23 protein-coding genes and 1 riboswitch are annotated in these 23281 nt (G+C 70.8%); of the genes, 10 read left to right on the forward strand and 13 right to left on the reverse strand.

From position 1 onward, the window contains the following. Window positions 1-98: 98 nt before the first annotated feature. A complete protein-coding gene (locus KIH74_RS05310) occupies window positions 99-755 on the forward strand; it encodes a MarR family winged helix-turn-helix transcriptional regulator (RefSeq protein ID WP_214154630.1) in 657 nt (218 codons plus the stop codon). A 41-nt stretch (window positions 756-796) separates the two neighbouring features. Then, window positions 797-1795 carry an NAD-dependent epimerase/dehydratase family protein gene (locus tag KIH74_RS05315; protein ID WP_214154631.1) on the forward strand — a complete coding sequence of 333 codons (999 nt, stop codon included), beginning with the start codon at window positions 797-799 and terminating at the stop codon, window positions 1793-1795. Here KIH74_RS05315 and KIH74_RS05320 read toward each other — a convergent pair. After that, a complete protein-coding gene (locus tag KIH74_RS05320) occupies window positions 1773-2324 on the reverse strand; it encodes a hypothetical protein (RefSeq protein ID WP_214154632.1) in 552 nt (183 codons plus the stop codon). The two genes, KIH74_RS05315 and KIH74_RS05320, sit on opposite strands and share 23 nt — an antisense overlap. 278 nt (window positions 2325-2602) lie before the next feature. Between KIH74_RS05320 and KIH74_RS05325 the strand changes: the two genes are divergently transcribed. Next, window positions 2603-3115 carry a hypothetical protein gene (locus KIH74_RS05325; protein ID WP_214154633.1) on the forward strand — a complete coding sequence of 171 codons (513 nt, stop codon included), beginning with the start codon at window positions 2603-2605 and terminating at the stop codon, window positions 3113-3115. Window positions 3116-3149: 34 nt separating this feature from the next. Here KIH74_RS05325 and KIH74_RS05330 read toward each other — a convergent pair whose 3' ends face one another. From KIH74_RS05330 to KIH74_RS05370, 9 genes are all read right to left on the reverse strand, one after another. After that, window positions 3150-4145, reverse strand: a complete 996-nt coding sequence (locus KIH74_RS05330) for an ABC transporter substrate-binding protein (protein WP_214154634.1) — start codon at window positions 4143-4145, stop codon at window positions 3150-3152. A gap of 26 nt (window positions 4146-4171) precedes the next feature. Beyond that, window positions 4172-4957 carry an ABC transporter ATP-binding protein gene (locus tag KIH74_RS05335; RefSeq protein WP_214154635.1) on the reverse strand — a complete coding sequence of 262 codons (786 nt, stop codon included), beginning with the start codon at window positions 4955-4957 and terminating at the stop codon, window positions 4172-4174. After that, a complete protein-coding gene (locus tag KIH74_RS05340; RefSeq protein ID WP_214154636.1) occupies window positions 4954-6048 on the reverse strand; it encodes a FecCD family ABC transporter permease in 1095 nt (364 codons plus the stop codon). Before KIH74_RS05340 ends, KIH74_RS05335 begins: the two co-directional genes overlap by 4 nt. Continuing rightward, window positions 6045-7085, reverse strand: coding sequence for a FecCD family ABC transporter permease (locus tag KIH74_RS05345; protein WP_214154637.1), 1041 nt, complete (start codon window positions 7083-7085; stop codon window positions 6045-6047). The genes KIH74_RS05340 and KIH74_RS05345 overlap by 4 nt, the downstream gene beginning before the upstream one ends. A gap of 60 nt (window positions 7086-7145) precedes the next feature. After that, window positions 7146-7913: a class I SAM-dependent methyltransferase gene (locus KIH74_RS05350; RefSeq protein ID WP_214155010.1), complete on the reverse strand. Its 768-nt coding sequence runs from the start codon at window positions 7911-7913 to the stop codon at window positions 7146-7148. 20 nt (window positions 7914-7933) lie between these two features. After that, window positions 7934-9001, reverse strand: coding sequence for a phosphotransferase (locus KIH74_RS05355; RefSeq protein WP_214154638.1), 1068 nt, complete (start codon window positions 8999-9001; stop codon window positions 7934-7936). Between the two features lie 68 nt (window positions 9002-9069). Further along, window positions 9070-9543, reverse strand: a complete 474-nt coding sequence (locus KIH74_RS05360; RefSeq protein WP_214154639.1) for a DUF4265 domain-containing protein — start codon at window positions 9541-9543, stop codon at window positions 9070-9072. Between the two features lie 238 nt (window positions 9544-9781). After that, complete coding sequence (locus KIH74_RS05365) at window positions 9782-10813, reverse strand: coiled-coil domain-containing protein (protein WP_214154640.1); 1032 nt, start codon at window positions 10811-10813, stop codon at window positions 9782-9784. Window positions 10814-11052: 239 nt separating this feature from the next. Beyond that, window positions 11053-12585, reverse strand: coding sequence for a M1 family metallopeptidase (locus KIH74_RS05370; RefSeq protein ID WP_214154641.1), 1533 nt, complete (start codon window positions 12583-12585; stop codon window positions 11053-11055). Window positions 12586-12840: 255 nt separating this feature from the next. Here KIH74_RS05370 and KIH74_RS05375 point away from each other — a divergent pair, with 255 nt between their 5' ends. After that, window positions 12841-13872: a S66 family peptidase gene (locus tag KIH74_RS05375; protein ID WP_214154642.1), complete on the forward strand. Its 1032-nt coding sequence runs from the start codon at window positions 12841-12843 to the stop codon at window positions 13870-13872. Window positions 13873-13965: 93 nt separating this feature from the next. On the opposite strand, the gene KIH74_RS05380 is transcribed toward KIH74_RS05375, so the two are convergent. The 3 genes from KIH74_RS05380 to KIH74_RS05390 form a co-directional block, all read right to left on the reverse strand. Further along, window positions 13966-14256 (reverse strand): hypothetical protein, encoded by a 291-nt coding sequence (locus tag KIH74_RS05380; RefSeq protein ID WP_214154643.1) that lies wholly within the window; start codon window positions 14254-14256, stop codon window positions 13966-13968. A 159-nt stretch (window positions 14257-14415) separates the two neighbouring features. Next, window positions 14416-15816: an MFS transporter gene (locus tag KIH74_RS05385; RefSeq protein WP_372492005.1), complete on the reverse strand. Its 1401-nt coding sequence runs from the start codon at window positions 15814-15816 to the stop codon at window positions 14416-14418. Window positions 15817-16001: 185 nt separating this feature from the next. After that, window positions 16002-16535 (reverse strand): ArsR/SmtB family transcription factor, encoded by a 534-nt coding sequence (locus KIH74_RS05390; RefSeq protein WP_214154645.1) that lies wholly within the window; start codon window positions 16533-16535, stop codon window positions 16002-16004. Window positions 16536-16805: 270 nt separating this feature from the next. Here KIH74_RS05390 and KIH74_RS05395 point away from each other — a divergent pair, with 270 nt between their 5' ends. From KIH74_RS05395 to KIH74_RS05420, 6 genes are all read left to right on the forward strand, one after another. Next, on the forward strand, window positions 16806-17021 hold the full coding sequence (locus tag KIH74_RS05395; RefSeq protein ID WP_214154646.1) for a hypothetical protein: 216 nt from the start codon (window positions 16806-16808) through the stop codon (window positions 17019-17021). Then, the gene (locus KIH74_RS05400) at window positions 17018-17401 is read left to right on the forward strand and encodes a hypothetical protein (protein WP_214154647.1); all 384 of its coding nucleotides are present in this window, start codon (window positions 17018-17020) and stop codon (window positions 17399-17401) included. The genes KIH74_RS05395 and KIH74_RS05400 overlap by 4 nt, the downstream gene beginning before the upstream one ends. 1704 nt (window positions 17402-19105) lie before the next feature. After that, window positions 19106-19309, forward strand: a complete 204-nt coding sequence (locus tag KIH74_RS05405; protein ID WP_214154648.1) for a hypothetical protein — start codon at window positions 19106-19108, stop codon at window positions 19307-19309. Between the two features lie 32 nt (window positions 19310-19341). Then, window positions 19342-19490: riboswitch (cobalamin riboswitch) on the forward strand. Window positions 19491-19537: 47 nt separating this feature from the next. Beyond that, window positions 19538-21409, forward strand: coding sequence for a ribonucleoside triphosphate reductase (locus tag KIH74_RS05410; RefSeq protein ID WP_214154649.1), 1872 nt, complete (start codon window positions 19538-19540; stop codon window positions 21407-21409). Continuing rightward, entirely contained in the window at window positions 21406-22059 is a 654-nt protein-coding gene (locus KIH74_RS05415) for an anaerobic ribonucleoside-triphosphate reductase activating protein (RefSeq protein ID WP_214154650.1), read from the forward strand. Before KIH74_RS05410 ends, KIH74_RS05415 begins: the two co-directional genes overlap by 4 nt. Before the next feature lie 466 nt (window positions 22060-22525). Then, the gene (locus KIH74_RS05420) at window positions 22526-23206 is read left to right on the forward strand and encodes a DUF3152 domain-containing protein (protein WP_214154651.1); all 681 of its coding nucleotides are present in this window, start codon (window positions 22526-22528) and stop codon (window positions 23204-23206) included. Window positions 23207-23281: the final 75 nt, after the last annotated feature.

Here is a 23281-nt window from a genome sequence, read left to right on the forward strand (position 1 = left end):
GTGAGGGGCAGAGGAGTGGGGGGCAGGGGAGTGGCGGCAGTGGGAGGCGGCGGGGCAGCGGGGAAGAGCGCGGCAGCGGTGAGGGAAAGGACGGGCGCATGGGAGCGACCGAGGTGAGTGCCATGGCCGGCGGCGGTTCGAGTCGCGGTTCGAGTAGCAGGACGGGCGGCGGTGCGGATGGCAGCGCGGGCGGCGGCTCCGGTGGCGTCTCCGGTGGGCCTGCGAAAGCGAGCGGCAACGGTGGCGGCACTGCGGGCGGCGCCAGCGGCACCAGCGGCGGCATCGAAGGCGGCGCCGGTGGCAGGGTTTGGGGCGGTGACCTGGAGCCGGGGGAGCGGACCCTGGCGCGGCTGGCCGACCTGGTGTTCGTGATCGCCCGGGAGGTGGAGCCGCACGGGCACCGTGGGGCGGACATCATCGAGCTGACCAATGTCGAGGCGATGGTGATGCGCTGGGTGGACGCGCATCCCGGCACCTCGCCGAGCGCGGCGGCCGAGGCGGTGCGGCTCCAGCGCAGCAACCTCAGTGCGGCCGTGCGGGGGCTGGAGGCGAAGGGTATGGTGACCCGCACACCGGACCCGGCCGACCAGCGTCTGGTGAGGCTGTACCCGACCGAGCTGGCGGCCTCCAACGTGACCAGGCTGCACCGGCACTGGGCCGGGCTGGTCGGCGAGGCCCTGGGTGGGGAAAGGGCCGGTCTGCACGAGGCGGTCGAGCTGCTCGAGCGAGTGGCTGCGGGGTTTCGTCGTCCATAAGCCATTGTCGTGATAACAGGCTACAAGCTACGGTCTTCATCATGAGCAGACACCTCATCACCGGAGCGGCGGGGCACCTCGGTGAAGGGCTGGCCCGCACGCTGCGCGAGCAGGGGCACGACGTGGTCGGGCTGGACGTGGTGCCGGGGCCGTTCACGACGGTGGTGGGGTCGGTCACCGACGGCGCGCTGGTGCGTGAATTGATGGACGACGTGGAGTTCGTGCTGCACACGGCCACTTTGCACAAGCCGCACGTCGGTTCGCACGGGCGGCAGGACTTCGTCGACGTCAACGTGAGCGGCACACTGAACGTGCTGGAGGCCGCAGCGGCCGCCGGTGTGCGGGGCGTCGTGTTCACCAGCAGCACCAGCACGTTCGGCCGGGCCCTGAGCCCGGCTCCGGGGGAGCCGGCGGCGTGGATCACCGAGGCAGTGCGGCCGCTGGTGAAGAACATCTACGGGGCCACGAAGGTGGCGGCCGAGGACCTGTGCGAGCTGGCGGCCCGCGACCTGGGCCTGCCGGTGGTGGTGCTGAAGACGTCGCGGTTCTTCCCGGAGGCCGACGACCAGGACGACGCGCGGGAGCGTTTTGCCGACGTGAACCTCAAGGTGAACGAGTTCCTGAACCGGCGGGTCGAGCTGTCCGACGTGGTGAGCGCGCACCTGCTGGCCGCGGAAAGGGCGCCGGAGCTGGGTTTTCGCCGGTACGTGGTGAGCGCGCCGACGCCGTTCGGGCAGGCCGACCGGGAGATGCTCGGGCGCGATGCGGCGGGCTTGGTGCGGCGGCTGTTCCCACGGCTGGGTGCGCGGTTCGACGAGCGGGGCTGGCAGCTGCCGCCGGTGCTGGACCGGGTGTACGACAGCTCCCTGGCCCGGGCCGAACTGGGCTGGCAGCCGGTGCACGATTTCGCCACGGTGGCCGAGCGGGCGCTGGAGCGGGGGGAGTGGCGGGGTGATCTGGCCCTGGCGGTCGGGGTGAAGGGTTACCACTCCACCCCGACCGGGGTGTACACGACGGTCAGGACGCCTGGATCACCGTGAACGGCGGTCTGACCTCGCTGGTCAGCTCGACCGCGGCGGCCAGTGCCATCACCGCGCGGCGGTGCGCGTCGAGTCCGGCCCGCTCGGCGGTCTGGGCGGTGGAGTGCAGCGAGCCGAGGGCCACCAGGTAGCCGGAGCCGACGGCGGCGTACCCGGCGACGGTGTGCCCGACCTGGTAGTCCTCGTCCACCAGGTAGAGGCGGCCGTGGATGCCGACCAGGAACTGCCCGCCCTCCTCGCGCCCGGAGTCGTTCTTGGCGTAGCCGCCGGCGGTGAGGCACTCACGCACGGCGTCGATGAAGGTGGTGGCCATGAAGCGGTCGACGTCCCAGGTGTCGGGCTCGCCGATGGTCAGGGAGTAACGCAGGAGCTGGCCCATCCGGTAGCTCGTGGTGAAACCCATGACGTAGGGCCCGACCTGGAACACCTTGGAGTCGGAGCGCACGGCGACGTGCCAGCCGTCGCTGCCGGCCGAGTCGCCGCCGATGGTGACGGTCCGGCCGTCCGTGATGCCGACGATGCAGGTCAATTCGGGATCCTCCCGGTGAGATCGGTGTCCCCCAGAGTCTGCGATACTCGCTCGCGGCTCGCTACGGAGACCCGGCAAGTTTCGATAACAGGCTTTGTCGCGGGCGAAAATTTTCCCGGGGAAAACCGCACCGGTGCCGCGAGCGACGTGCGAATCTGGACATTCCACGCACGGTTTCCGGGAGACGCGTCATGGGTTCGCCGGCACGTGGTTCGGCAAGGGGCTCCGTACGGAGTTCAGCACGTGGTTCGGCGCGGGGTGACGCGGCGGCCTGGTCGTTGTCGCGCATCGAGCTGGCCACCGCGGTGATCACGCTGGTCAGTGCGCTGGTGGGGTTGGGTGTGGCGCTGGGTGTGAGTCGGGGTGACGACGCCGGTGAGGCTGCTCCCCCGTCGTCCGCTTCCCCGTCTCCCGGGGCGTCTTTGGTGTCGTTCCCGGCGGCGCCGTCTTCTGGCGCGTCGTCCACCGGTGTTTCCCTGGGGATCCCGGCCGGGTTTCTCGGCACCTGGAAAGGTGTTGCGACGCAGGGGGAACGCCGGTATCCGGTGGTGCTGACGCTGCGGGCGGGGATGCCGGGTGAGCTGGTCGGGGTGAGTGAGTACCCGACGCTGGGCTGCACCGGTGAGCTGATGGCGCTCAGTGGCGGCGCGGAGGTGGTGCTGCGGGAGGTGACCACGTCCACCTGCCTGGATGCCGACCTGTGGCTGGTGCTGAACGAGGACGGGTCACTCGGGTACACCGCCGGTGATCCGGACGATCCCACGGTGCGGGCGGTGCTGGGCGCCGGGTGAAGGGGCGGCCTGTCCCCCTTCACCCGGCGGTTCGTCAGTCCGTGACGACCTTGGCGTCGGCCAGGTAGCCGGCCAGGGTGGTCATGTAGTCGGCCTGGGACACGTAGTCGAGGCCGGGGCTGGTGAAGCTCTCGATCTGGCCGGCCTTGAAGGCCGGGGTCTGGGCCAGGGTGGCCTGCTTGGCCATCTCCTCCTTCGAGTAGCCGTCCTTCTGGAGCAGCATCAGGTCGCCGCCGATCTTGCCGGCGTTCTCCCAGGAGTAGATGCCCCAGTAGTAGCCCTCCGGGGTGGGCTCGAAGAACGTGACGCCGAGTTCCTGGTAGAGCTCGGTGATCGGCTCGTCGGCGGGCTTGACCACGTAGGCGCCGTCGGCGTCGCCGTAGAGCACGGTGACGGTGACGTCGGTGGCGGCCGCGGCGTCCTTCAGCGTGGTGGCGGCCTGGTCGTAGGTGGCCTTGGCGGCGTCCACGGTGTCTTGCGAGGCGCCCAGGGCCAGGGCCAGCCTGGCCTGGGAGGCGATGACGTCGGCGCCCTTTCCGCCCATCTTGATCGCGATCACCGGGGCGATCTTGGCGATCTTCTCCTGCTGTTCCTTGTCGTTGAAGCCGTAGAGCGGCTGGGAGTCGTCAATCGTGCCCTTCTCGTCGGTCGGGTACACGGTGGTGACGATGACGTCGGGGGCGGCCTCGATCAGCTTCTCCTCGTCGATCTCGCCGTAGGTGGCGCCGAGGGTGGTGATGCCGGAGACGTCGAACTTCTCGAAGCGCGGGTCCTTGTCCACGGTGGACCAGCCGAACGCGGCGACCGGCTTGATGCCGTAGTTCATCAGCGACACCAGCGGGTCGGTGAGGCCGGCGACCTTGGTCGGGGTGTGGTCGAGGGTGACGGTGTTGCCGAGGTCGTCGGTGTAGCTCCAGCTGGAGTCACCGCTGCCGCTGTCGGCGTCGCCGGTGCTGCCGGAGGAGCCGCAGCCGGTCAGGGCGATGGTGGCGGCGGCCAGGATCGCGAGCAGGACACGGGGTTTTCTCATCGGGGGACCTTCTGTGTGAGGGGTTTTCAGTGGGACTCGGGGACGACCAGGGGCGTGCCGGTGACCGGGTCGGGCACCACCCGGGCGTGCAGGTCGAAGGCCTGGAGCAGGGTGGCGGGGGTGAGGACGTCGGCGGGCGGGCCGTCGGCGACCACGGTTCCGGCGTGCATCACGACCAGGCGGTCGGAGTAGCGGGCGGCCAGGGACAGGTCGTGCAGGACCATGACGACGGTGGCGCCGGTGTCGGTGTTGATCCGGCGGACCAGGCTGAGGACGGACAGCTGGTGGGTGAGGTCGAGGTAGGTGGTGGGCTCGTCGAGCAGCAGGGTGGGTGCCTGCTGGGCCACGACCAGGGCGATCCACACGCGCTGGCGCTGGCCGCCGGACAGGGCCGCGACGTCGCGGTCGGCGACCTGGTCCAGGCCGGTGGCGGTGAGGGCCTCGGTGACGATGCGGGCGTCGTGCGCCGACCAGGGGCGGGCCCAGGTCTGGTGCGGGTTGCGGCCGCGCATGACCAGGTCGCGCACGGTGATGCCGGCCGGGGCGGTGGGGGTCTGGGGCAGCACGGCGAGGCGGCGGGCGACGTCCTTGGTGGCCAGGGCCGTGATCGGTTCGTCGTCCAGAAACACTTGTCCGGCGGCGGGTTTCAGGATGCGGCCGAGGGTCTTGAGCAGGGTGGACTTTCCGCTGCCGTTGGCTCCGACGAGGGTGGTGATCTGGCCGCGGGTGATGCTGAGGTCGAGTCCGGTGATGACGGGGTTGCCGTCGTAGGCGACGCTCAGCTCCTGGGCCCGCAGCACGGTGGTGGTCATCGGGCGATCTCCTTGCGGTGGCGGACGAGCAGCCAGATCAGGTAGGGGGCGCCGACCAGGGTGGTGAGCAGGCCGACGGGTACCTGGTAGGGGAAGGCGGTGCGGGCGGCGAGGTCGGCGGCGGTGACGAGGCAGGCGCCGAGGAGGCCGGACAGCAGGATCGGGGGGCGGGAGGCGGCGGTGGTGCGCAGGGCGATCTGCGGCACCACGAAGGCGACGAACCCGACGGGGCCGGCGGCGGCGACGGCGGCTCCGGTGAGCAGGACGGCCAGGGCGATGACGAGCAGCCGGTGGCGCTGGACGGCGAGGCCGACGCCGGTGGCGGTCTCGTCGCCGAGCTGGGCGACGGCCAGTGGCGCGGAGCAGGCCACGGCCAGGGGCGCCGCGACGGCGGTGACGACGGCCAGGGGTGTGAGGCTGGTCCAGGAGGTGCCGGACAGGCTGCCGACCAGCCAGGCGGCGGCGCGGGTGGCGTCGGTGATCTGGGCGCGCACGAGCAGGTAGCTGGTGAGGGCGGTCAGGACCGAGCTGACGCCGATGCCGACGAGGATGAGCCGGTAGCTGTCGATGCCGTCGCGCCAGCCCAGGCCGTAGACGAGGGCGGAGGCGGTGAGGGCGCCGATGGTGGCGGCGACCGGGATGCCGCTGCCGAGCACGGCGTCGGACACGGCGTAGGAGCCGCCGCCGACGAGGATGGCGGCCACGGCCCCGGTGGAGGCGCCGGCGGTGACGCCGATGACGTCGGGGGTGGCGAGGGGGTTGTTGGTGAAGGTCTGGGTGAGGGCTCCGGCGGTGCCGAGGCAGATGCCGACCAGGACGCCGGTGAGGATCCGGGGCAGGCGCAGGTCGAACACGATCAGGTGCTGGGGGTAGGTGCCGTTGCCCAGGAGGGTGCGCACGACGTCGGCCGGGCTGAGGCTGGCGGATCCGGCGGCGGTGCCGGCGACGATCAGGCCGGCCAGGACGATCAGAGCCACGACGGTGACCGCGAGCGCGCGGGGTCGCCAGGGGATGCCGACGGGGCCGAGGGTGATGCCGGGCTGGTCGGTGGGCTGGTCGGTGGGCTGGTTGGTGGTGGCTGGTGTGTTCACAGGGCTGCCAGGGATTTGCGGCGGGCGACGGCGATGAAGAAGGGGCCGCCGATGACGGCCAGGACGATGCCGACCTCGATCTCGCCCATGCCGCCGATGAGGCGGCCGATGACGTCTGCGGTGAGGACGAGAGTGGTGCCGAGGAGGGCGCAGGCGGGCAGGACGTGGCGGTGGCTGGTGCCGACGGTGGCGCGGGCGAGGTGGGGGACGACGAGGCCGGCGAAGCCGATGGGGCCGGCGGCGGCGGTGGCCGCGGCGGTGAGCAGGGTGATGGCGGCCAGGCCGGTGATGCGGGCGCGGATGACGTTCTCGCCGAGTCCCTGGGCCATGTCGGTGCCGAGGCTGAGGTTGTCGAGGGCTCGGCTGTTGAGGAGGGCCAGGAGGAGTCCGGCGAGGGCGAAGGGCAGGACGGACCAGGTGATGGTGAGTTCGCGGCCGGACAGGGAGCCGGTGACCCAGAGCCGGTAGGCGTTGAGGGCGTCGCGGTCGGACAGCACGATGAAGGAGGTGAGGGCGTCGAGGAGGGCGGAGACGGCGGTGCCGGCCAGGGCGAGGGGGACGGGGCTGGCGGTTGCGCTGCCGGCGGCGGTGACGGCGAAGACGGCGGTGCTGGCGGTGAGGGCGCCGGCCAGGGCGAAGAGGACGTCGAGGCTGCTGCCGGTGACGCCGAGGAGGTAGACGCCGATGACGACGGCGAGTCCGGCGCCGGCGGAGACGCCGAAGAGGCCGGGGTCGGCGAGGGGGTTGCGGGTGTGGCCCTGCATGAGGGCGCCGGCGAGGCCGAGGCAGGTGCCGACGACGATGCCGAGGACGGTGCGGGGGATGCGGACGCCGTAGACGATGGCGTGCAGTTCGCTGGTGGTGGGGTCGGAGGGGTGCAGGAGGGTGGTGATGACCTGTCCGGGGCCCAGGCGGCTGCTGCCGAACATGAGGCTGGCGGCGATGGCGGCGAGCGCGAGGAGGGTGAGAGCGGCCAGGGTGGTCAGGGCGGCGGGGTGGTGGGGTGTTCGGGTGGGTGGGGATGACGCTGGGGGCACGAGGGGTGAGCTTAGGCTAACCTCACCTGCCCGTGTGTGGGGTGGTGGGCCCGGGGATGATCACGGTTGTGCTACGGGTCGTTCCGTCCGGCGGGCCTCGAAGAGGGTGCGGGTGGAGTGGGCGACCACGGGCTCCCCCGCGCGCATCCGGGCGTCCAGGGCGCGTAGCTGGGGTTCGTAGCGTTCGGTGCTGAAGTCGGGGACCCACCACACGCACTTGCGCAGGATCCAGACGATCGCGCCGATGTCGTGGAACTCCATGCGGCAGCGGGCGGTAGAACGGTGGACGACGTGAAGGCCGGCCTGTTGGGCGTCCACGGTTTCCTGTTCGGGGTCGCGGGCGAACGGTGGTGCCAGGGGGCCGAGGAAGTGCTCGATCAGCTCGAGTGCCGAGGCCGGGCCGACGTGCTGGGCGAAGTAGGTGCCGTCGGTGCGCAGGACGCGGGCGATCTGGTTCCAGGCGGGTGCGACCGGGTGGCGGCTGGTGACCAGATCGAACGTGGCGTCGGGGAAGGGCAGGTGGTCGGTGCCGGTGTGCACGACCTGTACGCCGCGCGGTTGCAGCAGGGCCCGGGCGCGGGTGGCGTTCGGTTCCCAGCCCTCGGTCACGGTCATCCGGGGTGGCAGGGTGGGGACGGCCGCGATGATCTCCCCGCCGCCGGTGTCGAGGTCCAGGGCGCTGGAGGCGTGGGCCAGTCGCTGGGCCAGTTGCCGGGTGTATCCCCAGGGTGGGCGTTCCTCGCTGGCGCGTCCGTCGAGCCAGGTGAAGTCCCAGCCGGTGACGTCGGCGGTGAGGGCCTCGTGCACCAGGTCTTCGTAGTCGCGCATGGTCGTGCTCATCCTCGTGCTCATCCTCGTGCTCGTTCTTGTGCGAGCAGGGCCAGGGTGGCCTGCACGTTGCTCTCGGCGATGGCCTGCATGCCCTCACGGTCGGGGAAGTCGCCGTCCAGCAGCCGTAACGGCCCGGCCACCAGCGACAGCCGCATGGCCAGGCGGTACAGCGCCATCCGGGCCGGGTCCAGGCCTGTCTGGTGCGGTGGGCCGGCGAGCAGGGCGTAGTCGCCGGGGCTGAAGCGGATCTGGAGGAACACGTGCTCCCACTCGGCGTCGAAGAACTTCAGGCCCTCGATGTCGATGAGGAGGGCCTGCCCGGCGTCGTCCACCAGCACGTGGTCGGGGCCGAGTTCGCCGTGGATGAGGGAGTACGTCGTGCGGGGCGTGATCGGGGCGCGCAGGGTGTGCAGCAGCTCGCGCAGTGGTTCGCGCACGGCGCCGAGGCGATGGTCGCGGTCGGCGGCCTCGTCCAGGTGGCCGAGGGCGTGCTCGAGAATCAGCTGCTCGCAAGGAATCTCGCGGGGTGTGCTGGCATGCCCGAGCGGCCCGTACCCGGGGGCGCGGCACTGGCGCATCAGGGTCAGCGAGTGCGCGAGGTGTTTCAGGGCGGTGCGGCCGCGTTCGTGGTCGGCCGGGTCGTGGGAGCGGTAGAGCAGGTGCTCGAGGGTTCCGCCGGGTGCGTCCTCGACCACGGCGACGTCGGCGCGGTAGTGCCGGTGGGAGTCGTCGGCCAGGTGCACGTGCACGGTGCGGACCCCGGCCGAGTCCAGCGCGTCGCGGGCGGTGAGGAACAGGCGCAGCCCGGTGGCCGGGGCGAACGGGTCGCCCTGCTCGTCCTGGGCTGCGGGTGCGGTGGTTGCGGGTGCGGTGGGGGTTCCGGCGCCGGGCCAGAAGTTCTCCTCGGCGGCCCAGCTGTACACGATCACGCTGGCCGGGCCCGGGTTACTGGGGGCGAGGTGGACGCGGTACACGCCCTTGCGGGTGCCGCCGCGGAGCCGTTCGATGCCGGTGATCCGGGCGGTCGGGCCCAGAGCAGCCGGTACGAGCGTGGAGAGGTCCTCGGTCTCAGCGGTTCGGCGCACCCGGTGAACCTAGAGGCCCGGGTGTCTGGTTTTCACCTGATTTACCGTGCGTGACGTGCCGGGGTGGTTCAGGCGGCCCACCAGTGTTCGTCGGCGCAGGCCACCTCGTACTGCCACCAGCCGCCGGCCGCGCCGGCATCGAGCCGCTCCCGGATCGCCCGGAAGTCGGCGTCGGCCGGCACGTCGAACGTGATCAGCGGCAGTTCCTCGCTGTATGCCCAGGAGGCCAGGGCGAAGTCCTCGAACTGCGCGTTGACCGCTTCCACGCTGGCGCCGAGCGGCCCGGCGGCGTCGGGCAGCACGCGCACCACGCACCGGCCGGAGGCCTGCACCCGTTCCAGGGCCCAGTGCCGGCCCCACTCGTCGGTCTCGAACCGCACCACGTCGCCGGGCGCCACGCCCTCCTGCATGAAGGGCGCCGACTCCACCTGCGCGGTCTGCCCGCTGAGCGGCGTCGCCCACAGGCCCTCGGTGTCGTCGGGCCATCCTGGACGAGGCGGGAACTTGAACCAGATCTTGATCTTGTGTTTCGTACCCGTCATTCGGGACATGATGCTGGGGACGCTTTCCGGGCGCCAGGGGCAAACCCGTCGTCATCCCTCCCGCTGTGACCGGCCCGTGCGTGCGCGGACCTCGCCGGGCCCGGACGCACAGGCCCGTTTCAGGTGCACCTCAGCTGGGCGCACCGGTCGCGCGGCCGGCTCGGCGCGAGCCGGCTGCCGTGCGGTCAGGTGGATGCGGCGGCTCCTCGCCGCCGGGCGCCGCCGGGCACCGCGGGGATCAGGAGCCCGGCGGGTTCCTGGCCGGGCGGGTCCCGGCGATCCGCGAGCGCCGGCGGGCTCCCACCGGGCGGGCCGGCGGCCGGGCCGGTACCTGCTGCCCGGGGGCCGGCGGTGTCTGCGGTGCGCCGGCGGTGGCCGCACCCGCCAGCTGGGCGCGTAGCTCGGCGATCTCGGCGCGCGCGGCCTGCTGGGCCTGTTCCTGGTGCTGGGCCTGCCGCGCGGCCTGCTGTTCGGCGGCGTGCAGGGACGTCTCCAGCGCCGCGACCTGATGTCGGGCCTGCTCGCGTGCCCGGGTCTCCTGGTCCAGGCGGGCGCTCAGCTCGGCCACGCGCTCGCCGGCCTGGCGCAGTTCGACGCCGGTGGTGGCCAGCTGGAGGTCGAGCTGGGTGGCGCGGTTGCGCTGTTCCTGGGCGGTCTCGAGCAGGTCGCCGTGCTCGCGGCGCAGGGTCTCCAACTGCTGGTGGACGACGCTCAGCTCGGCCTCGGCCTGCCCGCGGGCGCGTTCGTGCTCGACGACCTGCTTCCAGGTCTCGTCGCGGATGCGTTCGGCCTCGGCCTGGGCCTGGCTCGCGCGGCGCAGGGCCTGGTCTTTCTCCTCGCGGTCCGTGCGGGCGGCGGCGAGTGCCTCGCGGCGGGCCTGCTCGGCCTGCTGTTCGCCCTCGGCGGCGCGGGCGGCCTCGGCGTGGGCCTCGCCGGCCTCGGTCTCGGCGGCCTGCACGCGGGCCAGGGCGCCCTGCTCGGCCTGCTCGAAGCGGGCCATCAGGGCGGTCAGCTGCTCGCTGAGCTGTTTCGCGACCGGCAGCACTCCCTGGGTGGCCTCCTTGGCCAGGGCCAGGGGGTCGGCGACGGCGGCCAGGTCGTTGGCGCGGCGCTGGCGGGAGGCGGCGTCGGCGTGTGCCTTGGAGCAGTACCGGGCGCGGCGCCCGCCCTTGGGGCGGCCCAGCTCGTCGCGGGGGCGCGGGGGCAGGGGTTCCTCGCACCCGTCCAGCCGGCAGGTGCTCGTCTCACGTTCAGGGCTTTCCGTGCTCACCCCCGCAGTCTGGCCTATTCGCGGGGCTGGTCCGACCGGTACGTCCGGCGGCAGGCAGCCGGCGGCGCGGGCGTGGCGGACGCGGCGCGGGTACCGGTGCTCGCGTCGTCCCCTGTTGACCCCCGGCGTGACCCTGAGCCTGACCCTGGGCAGACACCACAGCGGCAGGAACCGGCCGGCCGGTTCCTGCCGCTGCCCGCCGTCGGACGGCTAGCTGAATGCTGTTGCAGCGCAGTGCATCACGAGGCGCCGAGTGCGGCGTGTGCCTGGTGAACCTGCTGGATCCTGTCCCACGACCTCGGCTGCGCCGGGCTGGCGTCGGTGTCGGCGATGCTGCTGCGGGCCAGTTTCGTGGTGGCGCTCAGGTCGGGGCGCCCGGCCGTGAACAGCCAGGTGGTGAACAGCTGGGTCAGGTCCTGGCCGGAGATCTTCTCGGCGAGCGCGATGAAGTCGTCGGTGGTGCCGTTGCCGTAGCGGTGGTCGGCCAGCCAGGTGTGCAGGATCTCGAAGAACGCCTGGTCGCCGATCTGCACCCGCAGGGCCTGGAGGGTGAGGGCGCCGCGGTCGTACACGGCGCCGTCGAAGACCTTGTCCGAGCCCGGGTCGCCGGGCAGGACCTGCCAGAACTCGTCGTCGGCGGGGTAGCTGGCGTAGACGAAGTCGAACAGTTCCTGCGGGGTGCCCTCGTCCTCGTGTTCCGACCACAGCCACTCGGCGTAGCTGGCGAAGCCCTCGTTCAGCCAGATGTCACGCCACTGCTCCAGCGACACCGAGTCCCCGAACCACTGGTGGGCCAGTTCGTGGGCGACGACGTAGGTGTTGCCGCCGCGGCGCCAGAACCGTCCGTCGTACACCGGGCGGGTCTGGGTCTCCAGGGCGAACCCGAGAGCCCCGGGCGGGGCGGCCACGCCGCCCTGCGCCTCGAACGGGTAGTCCCCGAACCACTGTTCCTCGGTCTCGATGATCTCGTTGGTGCGGTTGATGCCGGCCCGGGCGGCGCCGTCGAAGTCGCCCAGCGACGTGGAGAACGCGTTGATGATCGGGGAACCGTCGGCGGCGGTGTCGGTCTCGATGTCGTACTTCCCGATCGCCAGGTAGGTCAGGTAGGTGGCCTGCGGTTTGACCGATCGCCAGTACCAGCGGTTCCAGCCCTTGAGCTCGGCGGTGGGCCCGCTGGTCAGGGTGCCGTTGCTGATCACCTGCACGTCGTCGGGGGCCAGCACGGACACGTCGTAGGTGGCCTTGTCGCTGGGGTGGTCGTTGCTGGGGAACCACCACCAGGCGCTCTCCGGCTCGTTCACCGCCAGGGCGCCGTCGGCGGTGCGGGTCCAGCCGGTGAACCCGCCGGCCACGACCTGCGAGGGGATACCGGCGTACTTGACCACGACGTTCAGGTCACTGCCGGCGGGGATCTGGCGGGCGGGGGTGACGACCAGCTCGTGCTCGCCCTCGGTGTGGAAGGTCGCGGCCCGGTTGTTGACCCGCACCGAGGAGACGTCGAGGGCGAAGTCGAGGTTGAACCGTGACAGGTCCTGCGTGGCCTCGGCCGCGATCGTGGTGGTGCCGGTCAGCTCGTCGGTCGCGGGCTGGTAGCGCACCCGCACGTCGTAGTGCCCGACGTCGTAGCCGCCGTTGCCGTAGTCGGGGAAGTACACGTCACCCGCGCCCGGCGCGCCCGGCGTCGCGGCCGCGTCGGCCACACCGTTGCCCAGCGTCAGCGCGGCGGCGGTGGCCGCCGCGATCGTGATCGTCCGGATGGAAACTCTTCGCATGGTCTAGGAATCCGTTCGTCAGGGTTGATTCCCGGGTCGTCCCGGTGCGGACGTCGATATTCTGCACAAATATGGTCCAAAAGGGCACCCCTCGCCGTCCCGGCCATCACTGTAAGACGCCAGGCGATCACCGGCGGTGCGGATCTGGGCCCGAATCCCGTTGCGCCGGAACGCTCACGCCGCCGGCGCTGACGTCTGCTGCCCCGTCTGCTCACGTCTGCTCACGTCTGTGGGGCCGGCTGAAAGACTGGGGGGATGGCTGTTCGATATCCCCGCCCCCTGCGTCCTGGTGACCGGGTCGGCATCACCTCTCCCTCCAGCGGCGTCCCCGACCAGTTGCGTCCCCGCCTGGACGTGGCGATCGCCGACGTGCGGGCCCACGGTTACGAGGTGGTCGTGGGCCGGTGCATGGACGGCGCCACTCACGTCAGCGCCCCCGCCGGCGAGCGCGCCGCCGAGCTGATGGCCATGCTCACCGACCCGGACATCCGCGCCGTGGTGCCGCCGTGGGGTGGGGAGACCGCGATCGACCTGCTGCCCCTGCTGGACTGGGAACGTCTGCGTGAGGCCGAGCCGACCTGGCTGGTCGGATTCTCCGACATGGCCACGATCCTGGCCCCGTTCACGCTGCTGACCGGAACGGCCAGCGTGCACGGCAACAACCTGATGGACACCCCCTACCGGACGCCCCAGGGTCTGCTGTCCTGGCTCGAGATCACCGCGGCCGCGCAGGGCGAGCCGTTCACGCAGGTTCCGCCCGGCCGCTACCGGCCCTCCAGCGAGTGGGTCGACTACGCCGGCCATCCGCAGGTACGGGACCTGACGCTCTCGGCCGAGGGCGGCTGGAGGCGTCTGGACGGCGACGGCGACGTGCACGCCGAGGGCCGGCTGATCGGCGGCTGCATCGAGACCCTCTGCAACCTCGCGGGCACCCGCTACCTCGACGCCACCACGTTCGCCGAGAGCCAGTCACCGCAGGGCCTGATCGTCTACGTCGAGGCCGCCGGGGACGACGCGGCCACCATCTGCCGCAACCTGCACGGCATGCGCCTGAACGGATTCTTCGACACCGCCACCGCGGTCCTGGTCGGGCGCACCTCGGCCCCCGCCATCGCCACTCTCACCCAGGACGAGGCGGTCATGGACGCCCTGGGCCGCCTCGGCGTCCCGATCATCGCCGACGTCGACTGCGGCCACGTGCAGCCGTACATGCCGATCGTCAACGGCGCCCACGGCCGGATCACGCACACCGCCACCGGCAGCGAACTCGTCCAGACCCTCACCTGATCGTCCCCGCACCCGCCGGTCAGCAGCGGTCAGTGCGGGGACGCCCTCAGGACGGCGGGATCCGCCGGCTCCCGGCGGGTTTCGGGGGAGAGTTCAGTAGCGGTGGACCGAACGGCCCCAGCCCTGCGCGAACCTGCGGCTCCCGCGGGAACCGCGCTGGCCCGTGCGCCAGGCACCGCCGGGCTCACCCGGGTCACCGGGGGCGTGCCGCCGGTAGGGGTGAGGGTCACGCAGCGGCCAGGCCCGCAGCCCCGCCCGGTGATGACCACGTCGGCGCAGCCGCTCCAGCACACCGGGACGGAACCGCACCCGCGAGCGGTCCAGGACGACCGGGACCACGGAACGCGACAGGAGGGGACGGGGGACGAAACAGGTTCTGGGCATGCAGGTACACCGGCAATCATGAGAAGTCAGCAGGTCAGACATCAAGCACTCGCAAGACCTCACACCGAGTACAACGGCATGCCCTCCCGTTCTGCGCGGCTGTCCGGTAACTGCACCGTACGGGCCGACACCGATGTCGTTCCAGCGATTTTCCCCGGGTCAGACCGGATCAGATCTGCTGGAGGACGTCGGTGGGACGTCGGTGGGCAGCCGGCGCACACTGCCCACCGACACCGCGGCCAGCGACGCCAGCACGATCACCGCCGCGCACCCCAGCAAAGTGGCCCGGGTCCCCACCGCGTGAGCGGCCGGGCCCACCAGTGCCTCACCCAGCGGGATCGCCACGAACGAGCCGACCGCGTCGTACGAGTACACCCGCGACAGCGCCTGTCGCGGCACATGGGTCTGCAACGCCTGGTCCCAGGCGATTGCGAAGGTCTCCAGCACCACGCCCCCGGCCGCGAACGCCACCAGCAGCACCGCAAGCCGGGGACTCACCGCCAGCGCGAGCACCGGGACCGCCGTCAGCGCCATCATCCCCACCCCGATCCCCAGCGCGTGCCGAGGCCGCCAGCGCAGGGCCAGCAGCGCCCCGCCGGCCAGCCCCACGGTCTGCGCCGCCACCACCAGGCCCCACGCCGCCCGCCCGAACGAGGCGTCCGCCACGACCGGCCCCAGCACCGTCGTGGCCCCCACGAACGCCGCGTTCAGCACACCGAACTGCGCCACGACCACCCACACCCAGCGACGCCCGGAGAACTCCCGCCACCCCTCCCGCAGATCCCCCAGCACCGAGGCCCCACCCCGCTCGCCGGTGGACGCCTGTGCGTCGGTCGCGGGGGTTCGCGAGGCCGCCGGGCCGCAGGCCGGCAAACCCTCGCCGTCGCCGGGCCCTCCCGTGCCGGATGCTCGCTGGGACGTTTCGGGGGAGGTTCCGGTGGACGTCCGTGGTGAGCGGGACGGGGACGACGGAGCGTGGCGCATCGTGCGGGACATCACCGCGAACAGCGCTCCCGCGAGCGCGAATCCGGTTGCGTCGACGGCCAGGCCCCATCCCGGTCCGAGCGCGCCGACCAGGCCCGCGCCCACGGCGGCCCCCAGGATTCCCGCACCGTTGAGGCCCAGCCGCAGCAGGGCGTTGGCCGGGCGCAGCAGTTCCGGTGGCACGGTGTCGGGAACCAGGGCCGAGGACGCCGGCATGCTCACCGCGGCGACAGCTCCGTTGGCCACCCCCAGCACCATCAGCCACGGCACGGTGGCCTGGCCGGTCAGCACCAGAACGGCGACCGTGCTCTGGGTCAGCGCGGCCACGAGCGAGGTGCCGACCAGGACCAGCTGACGCGGCAGCCGGTCGGCGACCACTCCTCCCAGCAGCAGCACCGCCACGTTCGCAACCGACCGGGAAGCCACCACCAGCCCGAGATCGGCGGCCGACCCGGTCAGGTCGAGCACCGCGAAGGCCAGCGCGATCGGGGCGACGGCATTGCCCAGGATCCCCGTCGTGCGCGCGGCCAGCAGCCACCGGAACGCGGCATACCGCAACGGTTCCCGCACTCCCAGCCCGCGCCCCCTCACCCCGGCGCCGAAAGCCCCGTCGCGATCGCCGATCACATCTGCGCCGCAGTCCCCGCTCAGGTGAGTGCCCACGTCACTCCGCACGTCACTCCGCACGGTGCCCCCGCCATCTGTCGTGTCGCCCGTCGTGCTGCCGGTCCTGCCGTCCCTCGCGTCACCGGTGGTGCTGGTCATGAGCGGCGCACCGGGAACAACGCGGCGGTCATCGACACCGGGGAAGTGCCCGGAGCCCGGGGTGGACGGGCCCGTTCGTGCAGCATCGCCGATGCCTGGCCGACCAGAGCCACGACGTGACGCCAGGTCTGCGCGTCCACCCACACCTCGGCGTCGGTCGATGTCTGGAGCCCGGGCGCTCGCTGCTGCGAGCGCCGCACCAGTTCCGCGGCCAGGGCCTCCACATAGGCAGCCCGCTCGTCCGCGCCCTCCCCGATCGGTCCGGGGGTGTGGGCGTCATCCACCTGGAACGGGCGGGCCGAGGAGTCGTGCCGATACCGCTTGGCCTGCCCACCCCGCAGACGCACCACCTCCACGACGTGCACCAGGCCGGCCCGTTCCAGCACCCGCAGGTGATAACTGACGCCGGCCTGCGACAGGTCCAGTTCGCGGCCGGCCTCGGCCGCGCTCATTGCGGTGCCGGTCAGCAGGGACAGCAGACGTAACCGCACAGGATGGGCCAGAGCCCGCAGTTGTTCGAGGGAAGACACCTGCGGAGCGTCGCAGTGGCCACCGGCACCGTCAAACAAGTCTTTGGGGGTTGGGGGAGGCGGGTCTGAGGAACATCTGTTCCAGATCGTGCGCCGAGGCCTTTCTTTGATTCGCTCGGGAGCCCGAACGCGGTGCGGAGCTACGCGATCGCGATCGGGAAAGTCGCCCAACGCGTCGATGAGGGGCTGCGCTGTCCTGGATGAACTGGTGCGTGGAGCGGGGGGACGACGGGTCGCACCTCTGGACTCTGACACCCCGGTGCATTCTGAATGGTCAGGGCAGATGCTGGTGCGCTGCGGCCGAAGGCGACCTACGCGCTGATCAGCCACCGGACCCGTGCCGACTCCTCTTCGCCGGAGATGAAGTCGTCGAAGGCAGCCAGGGTCCTGGCGCAGGTGAAGACCGGCTCACGGGGCAAGTTCTCGACGCGGTTCGTCGTGCCGCTGCGCTGGCGGCATGATCACCTGATCGAGGTCGGAAAGTGAAGAGCTCCGACCTGGTCCATCAAAGGGCCGACCGGCTCGACTGGCTCACCGTCACCCCGCCCCGGCCGGACCTCGGGCTGGGCACCGACATGGTCCACGCCGGTTCGACGGTTCGGGTCGTCGTCAGTGGGCTGCGGACCCGCACCAAGTACGTGGCGTTCAGCAGCAAGACCCGCACCAACGCATCGGATCCATCGATCGGCGGGGGCGCGGATCCGCCCGCAGTAGGTTCTGGTCGAACCGATGTCAACGGCCGCGCAAGCATCAAGATCACCATTGCCCACGACTGGTGTCAGGATCATCTGATCGAGGTCAAGAAGAAAAAGGGCGGGAACGTCGCCGTTCAAGGTGCTGACGCCTGGCTCACTGTTGTGCGCTGACACCCGGCAGGGCGACGCTGACGTGAGCGGCGCCCTGCTGCCGTAACTCGTTCGCCATGACTTCTCCCTCGACTTGCATGGTCACGGTGTCGCGGTTGTGTCGTTTCCGCGCAAGCCGGCCCACGATGGTCACGGCCGCCGTTTCTGACGGTTCCGGGCAGGGACGAGTCCCTGACGGCGCCAAGGCTCGCCCCCGCACTCCCGGTCGGCTGATCACCGAGTGCGCCGGGACAAAGCGTGATGTGGCGCGTGACGGGCCCGGAGACGCCACGCCTTGACTCACCGCGGTCCGGGGCGCCAACCCGGTCGGTGCTGCCTCGGTGCGCTCGCCGACTTCCCAGGTCCGGCCTTTCGGCGAAGCGCCTTCCCTCACGCCCTCTGATCTGGGGCCTTGCAGTAGCGGCCCGGTTCTTCACACCGGACGGATCCCCGCCGCTCGCAGGCGCTTCATGCCTCCGCTGACGCGTTTCCGCGAGCGGCCCTGGTGATGTCGCGCCCCGAGCCTCCACCGAACAGCATGAACTTAATATCGCTTGCACGTCGCGACTAATAAAAACACGTGCCGCGATTCGATTTTCAAGAGGTCGTCAAACTTGCTATCGAGAAGGAAACTTCTAGCTAGTTGATATGCCAGGGGTTGATCAAGGAGCGCCTGGTGGGCGGGGAGTGGCTACGGGTGCCTGACGCGAATGCTCGGGCAGGCCAGGGACTGGGGCAACTCCCGGGCCCGCTGCCTTCTGTTGTGCCTCGACGGGGCCCTGACCAGCGCCGGGCGCTGGTCAGGGAGCTCGATCGGCCGCAGCTTCCTGATTGCCGGGCCTCGTGCTTGTGGTCCCGGCATCAGGAGGCTGCGGGTCGCTGGCCCGAGGGTAGTGTCCGGCCTGGTCGTGTCACGCATCCCGCCGTGCCCCGGATCCTGCGGCCAGGCAGAGCCCCGCATCACGACGCGGCGCGAGAGATCACCCGAGGAGTGATGCCAGAAGCGGCGTCCGGGGGATGGGGGCCCTGAAGTCCGCACCAGCCGGAGCCGCACGGTGGTGGCCGGGCGCAGTCCACGACGTGGACGAACCTGGGCCTCGACGTCACACACCTCACGCACCGTTCGATCATCATGACGCGATGCGTCAGCACCGGGTGTCGACCGGACGCTCAGGGAACTCCAGCGCCCGAAGGACACTCCCCCGGAAAATCCGGAGAACGCCGCTGACAGAACATTGGATCCACTCCAGACGGTGAGGGTGAAGATCCCTGGCGGGCCTCGCCCCACCGCTGCCGATGTCTGGTCTTCGTACGTCATCGCCCGGGCAGACTCCCCTGATGCGTTACCCGGGGCATGTCCCGAACGGGGAGCGGCGACCGGCTGCACCGTCGGCGCAACCCCTGGGCCGTACACATGGGACCGTCCGGCGAGCGCAACGACCCATCGCCACCGTGGTGCCGGGCTCTTGCGCGATCTTGATGTCGTCCAGGATCTGGTGGGGACCGATCCGGACTGACCCGTCTTCGGAGAAGATAGGCACCTGGCCGCGGCGAGAGCGTCCATCTGCCGCTGCAAGTTCGCGGCCTTGTTCGAGGCCCGCTGATAGACCGCGTCCGCTCTGACGGTAGTACTCGGTCTCGACGTACCCGTAGAGACGGCCTACCGGTCTTGGTCTGCTGGGCACTCCTCTGCCCTTGGGGCGCGGCCTAGGAGTTCCGGGCCCGGTGACGGTGCCGACTCGGGTGTGGACGAACTCGGGCAGCAGATTCTCGACGCGGTTCGTCGTGCCGCTGCGCCGGCGGCCTGATCACCTGATCGAGGTCGGGAAGGTCAGTCGCGCTCCCGTGTTCCTGGTCGTGATCGGCGGTGGAGGCCTGGTGGTCGGCCGGGCGAAGGTCCCGGGTGCGGGGTCCGAAGATCCTTTCTAGATGTTGTGTCGGCGTGTCGCGATGGTCCCAGATGTAGCGTCGCAAGCTCCGGTTCGGTGGCGCCCGCTCAGGGTAGCGATCGAGGTAACAGGGAATCCGGTGTGAGTCCGGAACTGCCCCGCAACGGTGAGGTCCCCTCTCGGGGCCGCAGTCCGATACCTGCCGGGAACGCCCGCACCGTGAGGGTGCGGGCGTCCTTCGTTCCGGACGCCTCGTGGGAGGGCCGACATGACGCACCAGCACGCGCACCACCGTGCGCACACCAGCATGATCAATGCCGTGGACTCGGTGAGCGAGTATCTCGAGCGCAGCGACTGGCGGGTGAACGCCAATGCCAATCAAGGGTATTCGCTGGGTGGGCTGATCCTGAACACGGCCGGGAAGGTGGTCGCGAACTACTGGCTCGAGCAGGTGTACCCGCCGCAGGTGGGGCTGGCGCACCGGGAGGGCGACCTGCACATCCACGACCTGGACATGCTGGCCGGGTACTGCGCGGGCTGGTCGTTGCGCACCCTGCTCCAGGAAGGCTTCAGCGGGGTGCCCGGGCAGATCGACTCGGGTGCACCGCAGCACTTCTCCTCCGCGGCCGGGCAGATCGTGAACTTCCTGGGAACCCTCCAGAACGAGTGGGCCGGCGCGCAGGCGTTCAGCTCGTTCGACACCTACATGGCGCCGTTCGTGCGCAAGGACACCATGACGTACGAGCAGGTCTACCAGTGCATGCAGGAGATGGTGCACAACCTGAACGTGCCCTCCCGCTGGGGCACGCAGACCCCGTTCACGAACCTGACATTCGACTGGACCTGCCCCCACGACCTGGCCGGCCAGGTGCCGTTCGTCGGCGGCCGGGAGATGCCCTTCACCTACGGCGACCTCCAGGCCGAGATGGACCTGATCAACCGCGCCTACATCGAGGTGATGGCCGCCGGCGACGCGACCGGGCGGGTGTTCACGTTCCCCATCCCGACCTACAACATCACCGCGGACTTCGACTGGGACAGCCCCAACAGCGAGCGGCTGTTCGCGATGACGGCCAAGTACGGACTGCCGTACTTCCAGAACTTCATCAACTCCGAGCTGGAACCGGGCATGATCCGCTCGATGTGCTGCCGGCTGCAACTGGACCTGACCGAGCTGCTCAAGCGCGGCAACGGCCTGTTCGGCAGCGCCGAGCAGACCGGGTCGCTGGGCGTGGTCACGATCAACTGCGCCCGCCTGGGACACCTGCACGCCGGCGACGAGCCCGCCCTGCTCAAGGCCCTGGACCGGCTGCTGGGCCTGGCCCGCGACAGCCTGGAGATCAAGCGCGTCACCGTGCAAGACCTCATCGACGGCGGCCTGTTCCCTTACACGAAAAGGTATCTCGGAACCCTGACCAACCACTTCTCGACGATCGGCGTGAACGGCGTCAACGAGATGATCCGCAACTTCACCCACGACGCCCACGACATCACCCACCCCCAGGGCCACGCGCTCGCGCTGCGGCTGCTGGATCACGTGCGCGAGCGCATGCTCCAGTTCCAGGAACAGACCGGGCACCTGTACAACCTGGAGGCCACCCCGGCCGAGGGCACCACGTACCGGTTCGCGAAGGAGGACCGCGCCCGCTTCCCCGGCATCCTCCAGGCCGGCACTGACACCCACCCGTACTACACGAACTCCTCCCAGCTGCCGGCCGGGTTCACCGACGACCCGTTCGAGGCCCTGGAACGCCAGGACGAACTCCAGACCCGCTACACCGGCGGCACCGTGCTGCACCTGTACATGTCCGAGCGGATCTCCACCCCGCAGGCCTGCCGGTCGCTGGTGCGGCGCTCGCTGGAACGCTTCCGCCTGCCGTATCTGACCGTCACCCCGACGTTCTCGATCTGCCCGGCGCACGGCTACCTCGCCGGTGAGCACACCGTCTGCCCGACCTGCGGCGGTGGCTGCGAGGTGTGGACACGGGTGATGGGCTACCACCGGCCGGTCTCGTCGTTCAACATCGGCAAGAAGGGCGAGCACGGCGAGCGCATCCCCTTCCTCGAGCCGTTCATCGAGCCCGCCATCGAGACCAGCACCCCGGCTGCGTCGTTCGTTCCGATGGTGGCGCGGCCGTGAGTGACCGGGACCGGGCCAGTGACCGCGACAGTGACCGGGACGGTGCGGGGCTGGTGATCGGGGGCTGGTCGCGGCTGTCCACGTGTGACTGGCCGGGCCGGCTGGTCACCACGGTGTTCACCCAGGGGTGCCCGTGGCGCTGCGGTTACTGCCACAACCGCGAGCTTCTGGACGCGCGCGCGCCCGGTTCGGTGCGCTGGCGCCGGGTTCTGGAGCATCTGGAACGGCGGCGCGGCCTGCTCGACGGGGTGGTGTTCTCCGGGGGTGAGCCGCTGCTCCAGCCGGGTCTGGGTGCGGCGATGCGCCAGGTGCGCCGGCTCGGGTTCGGGGTCGGGTTGCACACCGGCGGCGCGTTCCCGCGGCGGCTGGGTCACTTGGTGGACGCCGGTCTGCTCGACTGGGTGGGTTTCGACATCAAGTCCGCGCCCGGCGCCTACGACCGGATCACGGCCACCGCGAACAGTGCCGCGCCCGCGCTGCGCTCGCTGGCGCTGGTCCGGGCCGGCGGGGTGGCGGTGCAGACCAGGACGACGATCGACCCGGATCTGCTCGACGCCGGTGACCTGGCGCGGCTGAGGCACTGGCTGTCCCAGCAACGGCTGAACGGGCACGTGTGGCAGCAGGCCCGGCCGGTCACCGAGACCGGTTGAGGCCGACCGAAATCGGCTGAGGCCGGCTGCCCGCCCGGTGACGCTGCGCTGACGAGGCTGAGCCGTGACCTGTCCTGCCCGGTCTCCCGGACCGGGTGGGACAGGCCCGCCTCTTCGTTCTCGAACCGCACCCGAGGGCGTCCCCAGGTGGTCGGCCGTGCCCGATTCGGTACCGAAAAACTGCAACAGAAAAGGGTTCACACGATCGCGGGATTTTTGTTCGTCACACTCCGCCCCGAACCGCCTCTATTGACCTCTCAAGCACTTACGGCGCATTAGCCTCATTGGCGTGTCACGTCTGGTAACGACCCGCGTCGTCCCTCATTTATTCATGACAGCACTCGCGACCACGGCCCTGGCCGGGGCGCTGGTGCTGAGTCCTTCTGCCGGTCCTGCTGTCTCCCCGGGTTCCGCCGGTCCTGCCCCGTCGGCTGGCGCGGTGGGCGTGCCACCGGACCATGAGACGGTGGCGATCACGACAGCGATCACGACCGCGGTCTCCGGTGCGGCCGTTCAGGAGACGGCGAAGAAGGCCGCCGCGATCACGTATCCGAAGGCGGGCAAGAACACCTGGAAGTACGCCTCCGGACGCAGCAAGGTGGCCGGGAAGAAAGGCCCGCTGCTGCGGTACCGGGTGGTGGTGGAGAAGGGGATCACGGGGATCACGGCCAACCAGTTCGCGGCCCGGGTCACCAAGACGCTCGCGGACCGGCGCAGCTGGACCGGAACCGGCACGGTGCGGTTGCAGCGGGTGCCGAACTCGGCGAAGTACGACTTCACGATCTACCTGGCCACCCCGCAGACCCGCGACACCCTGTGCCAGGACGCGTCCAAGGCCGACCCGGACCGGTACACCTCGTGCCGTAACGGCGACCGGGTGGTGCTGAACGTGGCCCGCTGGGTGCACGGGGTGCCGAAGTACGGGGCGTCGCTGGAGACGTACCGCTCGTACATGATCAACCACGAGACCGGGCACCGGCTGGGCTACCACCACCAGAAGTGCCCGGCCAAGGGCAAGAAGGCGCCGGTCATGCAGCAGCAGACCCTCGGCCTGCACGGCTGCACGGCCAACCCGTGGCCGCGGGTGAGCGGCAAGCTGTACCAGGGCCCGGCGGGCGCCTACAGCGACCCGATCCCGAAGGCCTGATCCCTCGCTGTTTCGCACCGTCCCTCGCGGCCGGCCGTGTCCCGTCCCCCGGGACGTGGCCGGCCGCAGTTGCGT

Source organism: Kineosporia corallincola (genome assembly GCF_018499875.1).
GTDB lineage: Bacteria > Actinomycetota > Actinomycetes > Actinomycetales > Kineosporiaceae > Kineosporia > Kineosporia corallincola.

Excerpts from the sequence above, each read along its gene's own strand:
- KIH74_RS05395 (WP_214154646.1), top strand. The coding sequence starts at position 16,806 with ATGGTCAGGGCAGATGCTGGTGCGCTGCGGCCGAAGGCGACCTACGCG.
- KIH74_RS05380 (WP_214154643.1), bottom strand. The coding sequence starts at position 14,256 with ATGCCCAGAACCTGTTTCGTCCCCCGTCCCCTCCTGTCGCGTTCCGTG.
- KIH74_RS05335 (WP_214154635.1), bottom strand. The coding sequence starts at position 4,957 with ATGACCACCACCGTGCTGCGGGCCCAGGAGCTGAGCGTCGCCTACGAC.
- KIH74_RS05360 (WP_214154639.1), bottom strand. The coding sequence starts at position 9,543 with ATGACGGGTACGAAACACAAGATCAAGATCTGGTTCAAGTTCCCGCCT.
- KIH74_RS05330 (WP_214154634.1), bottom strand. The coding sequence starts at position 4,145 with ATGAGAAAACCCCGTGTCCTGCTCGCGATCCTGGCCGCCGCCACCATC.
- KIH74_RS05375 (WP_214154642.1), top strand. The coding sequence starts at position 12,841 with ATGGCTGTTCGATATCCCCGCCCCCTGCGTCCTGGTGACCGGGTCGGC.
- KIH74_RS05310 (WP_214154630.1), top strand. The coding sequence starts at position 99 with ATGGGAGCGACCGAGGTGAGTGCCATGGCCGGCGGCGGTTCGAGTCGC.
- KIH74_RS05410 (WP_214154649.1), top strand. The coding sequence starts at position 19,538 with ATGACGCACCAGCACGCGCACCACCGTGCGCACACCAGCATGATCAAT.
- KIH74_RS05370 (WP_214154641.1), bottom strand. The coding sequence starts at position 12,585 with ATGCGAAGAGTTTCCATCCGGACGATCACGATCGCGGCGGCCACCGCC.
- KIH74_RS05350 (WP_214155010.1), bottom strand. The coding sequence starts at position 7,913 with ATGCGCGACTACGAAGACCTGGTGCACGAGGCCCTCACCGCCGACGTC.
- KIH74_RS05315 (WP_214154631.1), top strand. The coding sequence starts at position 797 with ATGAGCAGACACCTCATCACCGGAGCGGCGGGGCACCTCGGTGAAGGG.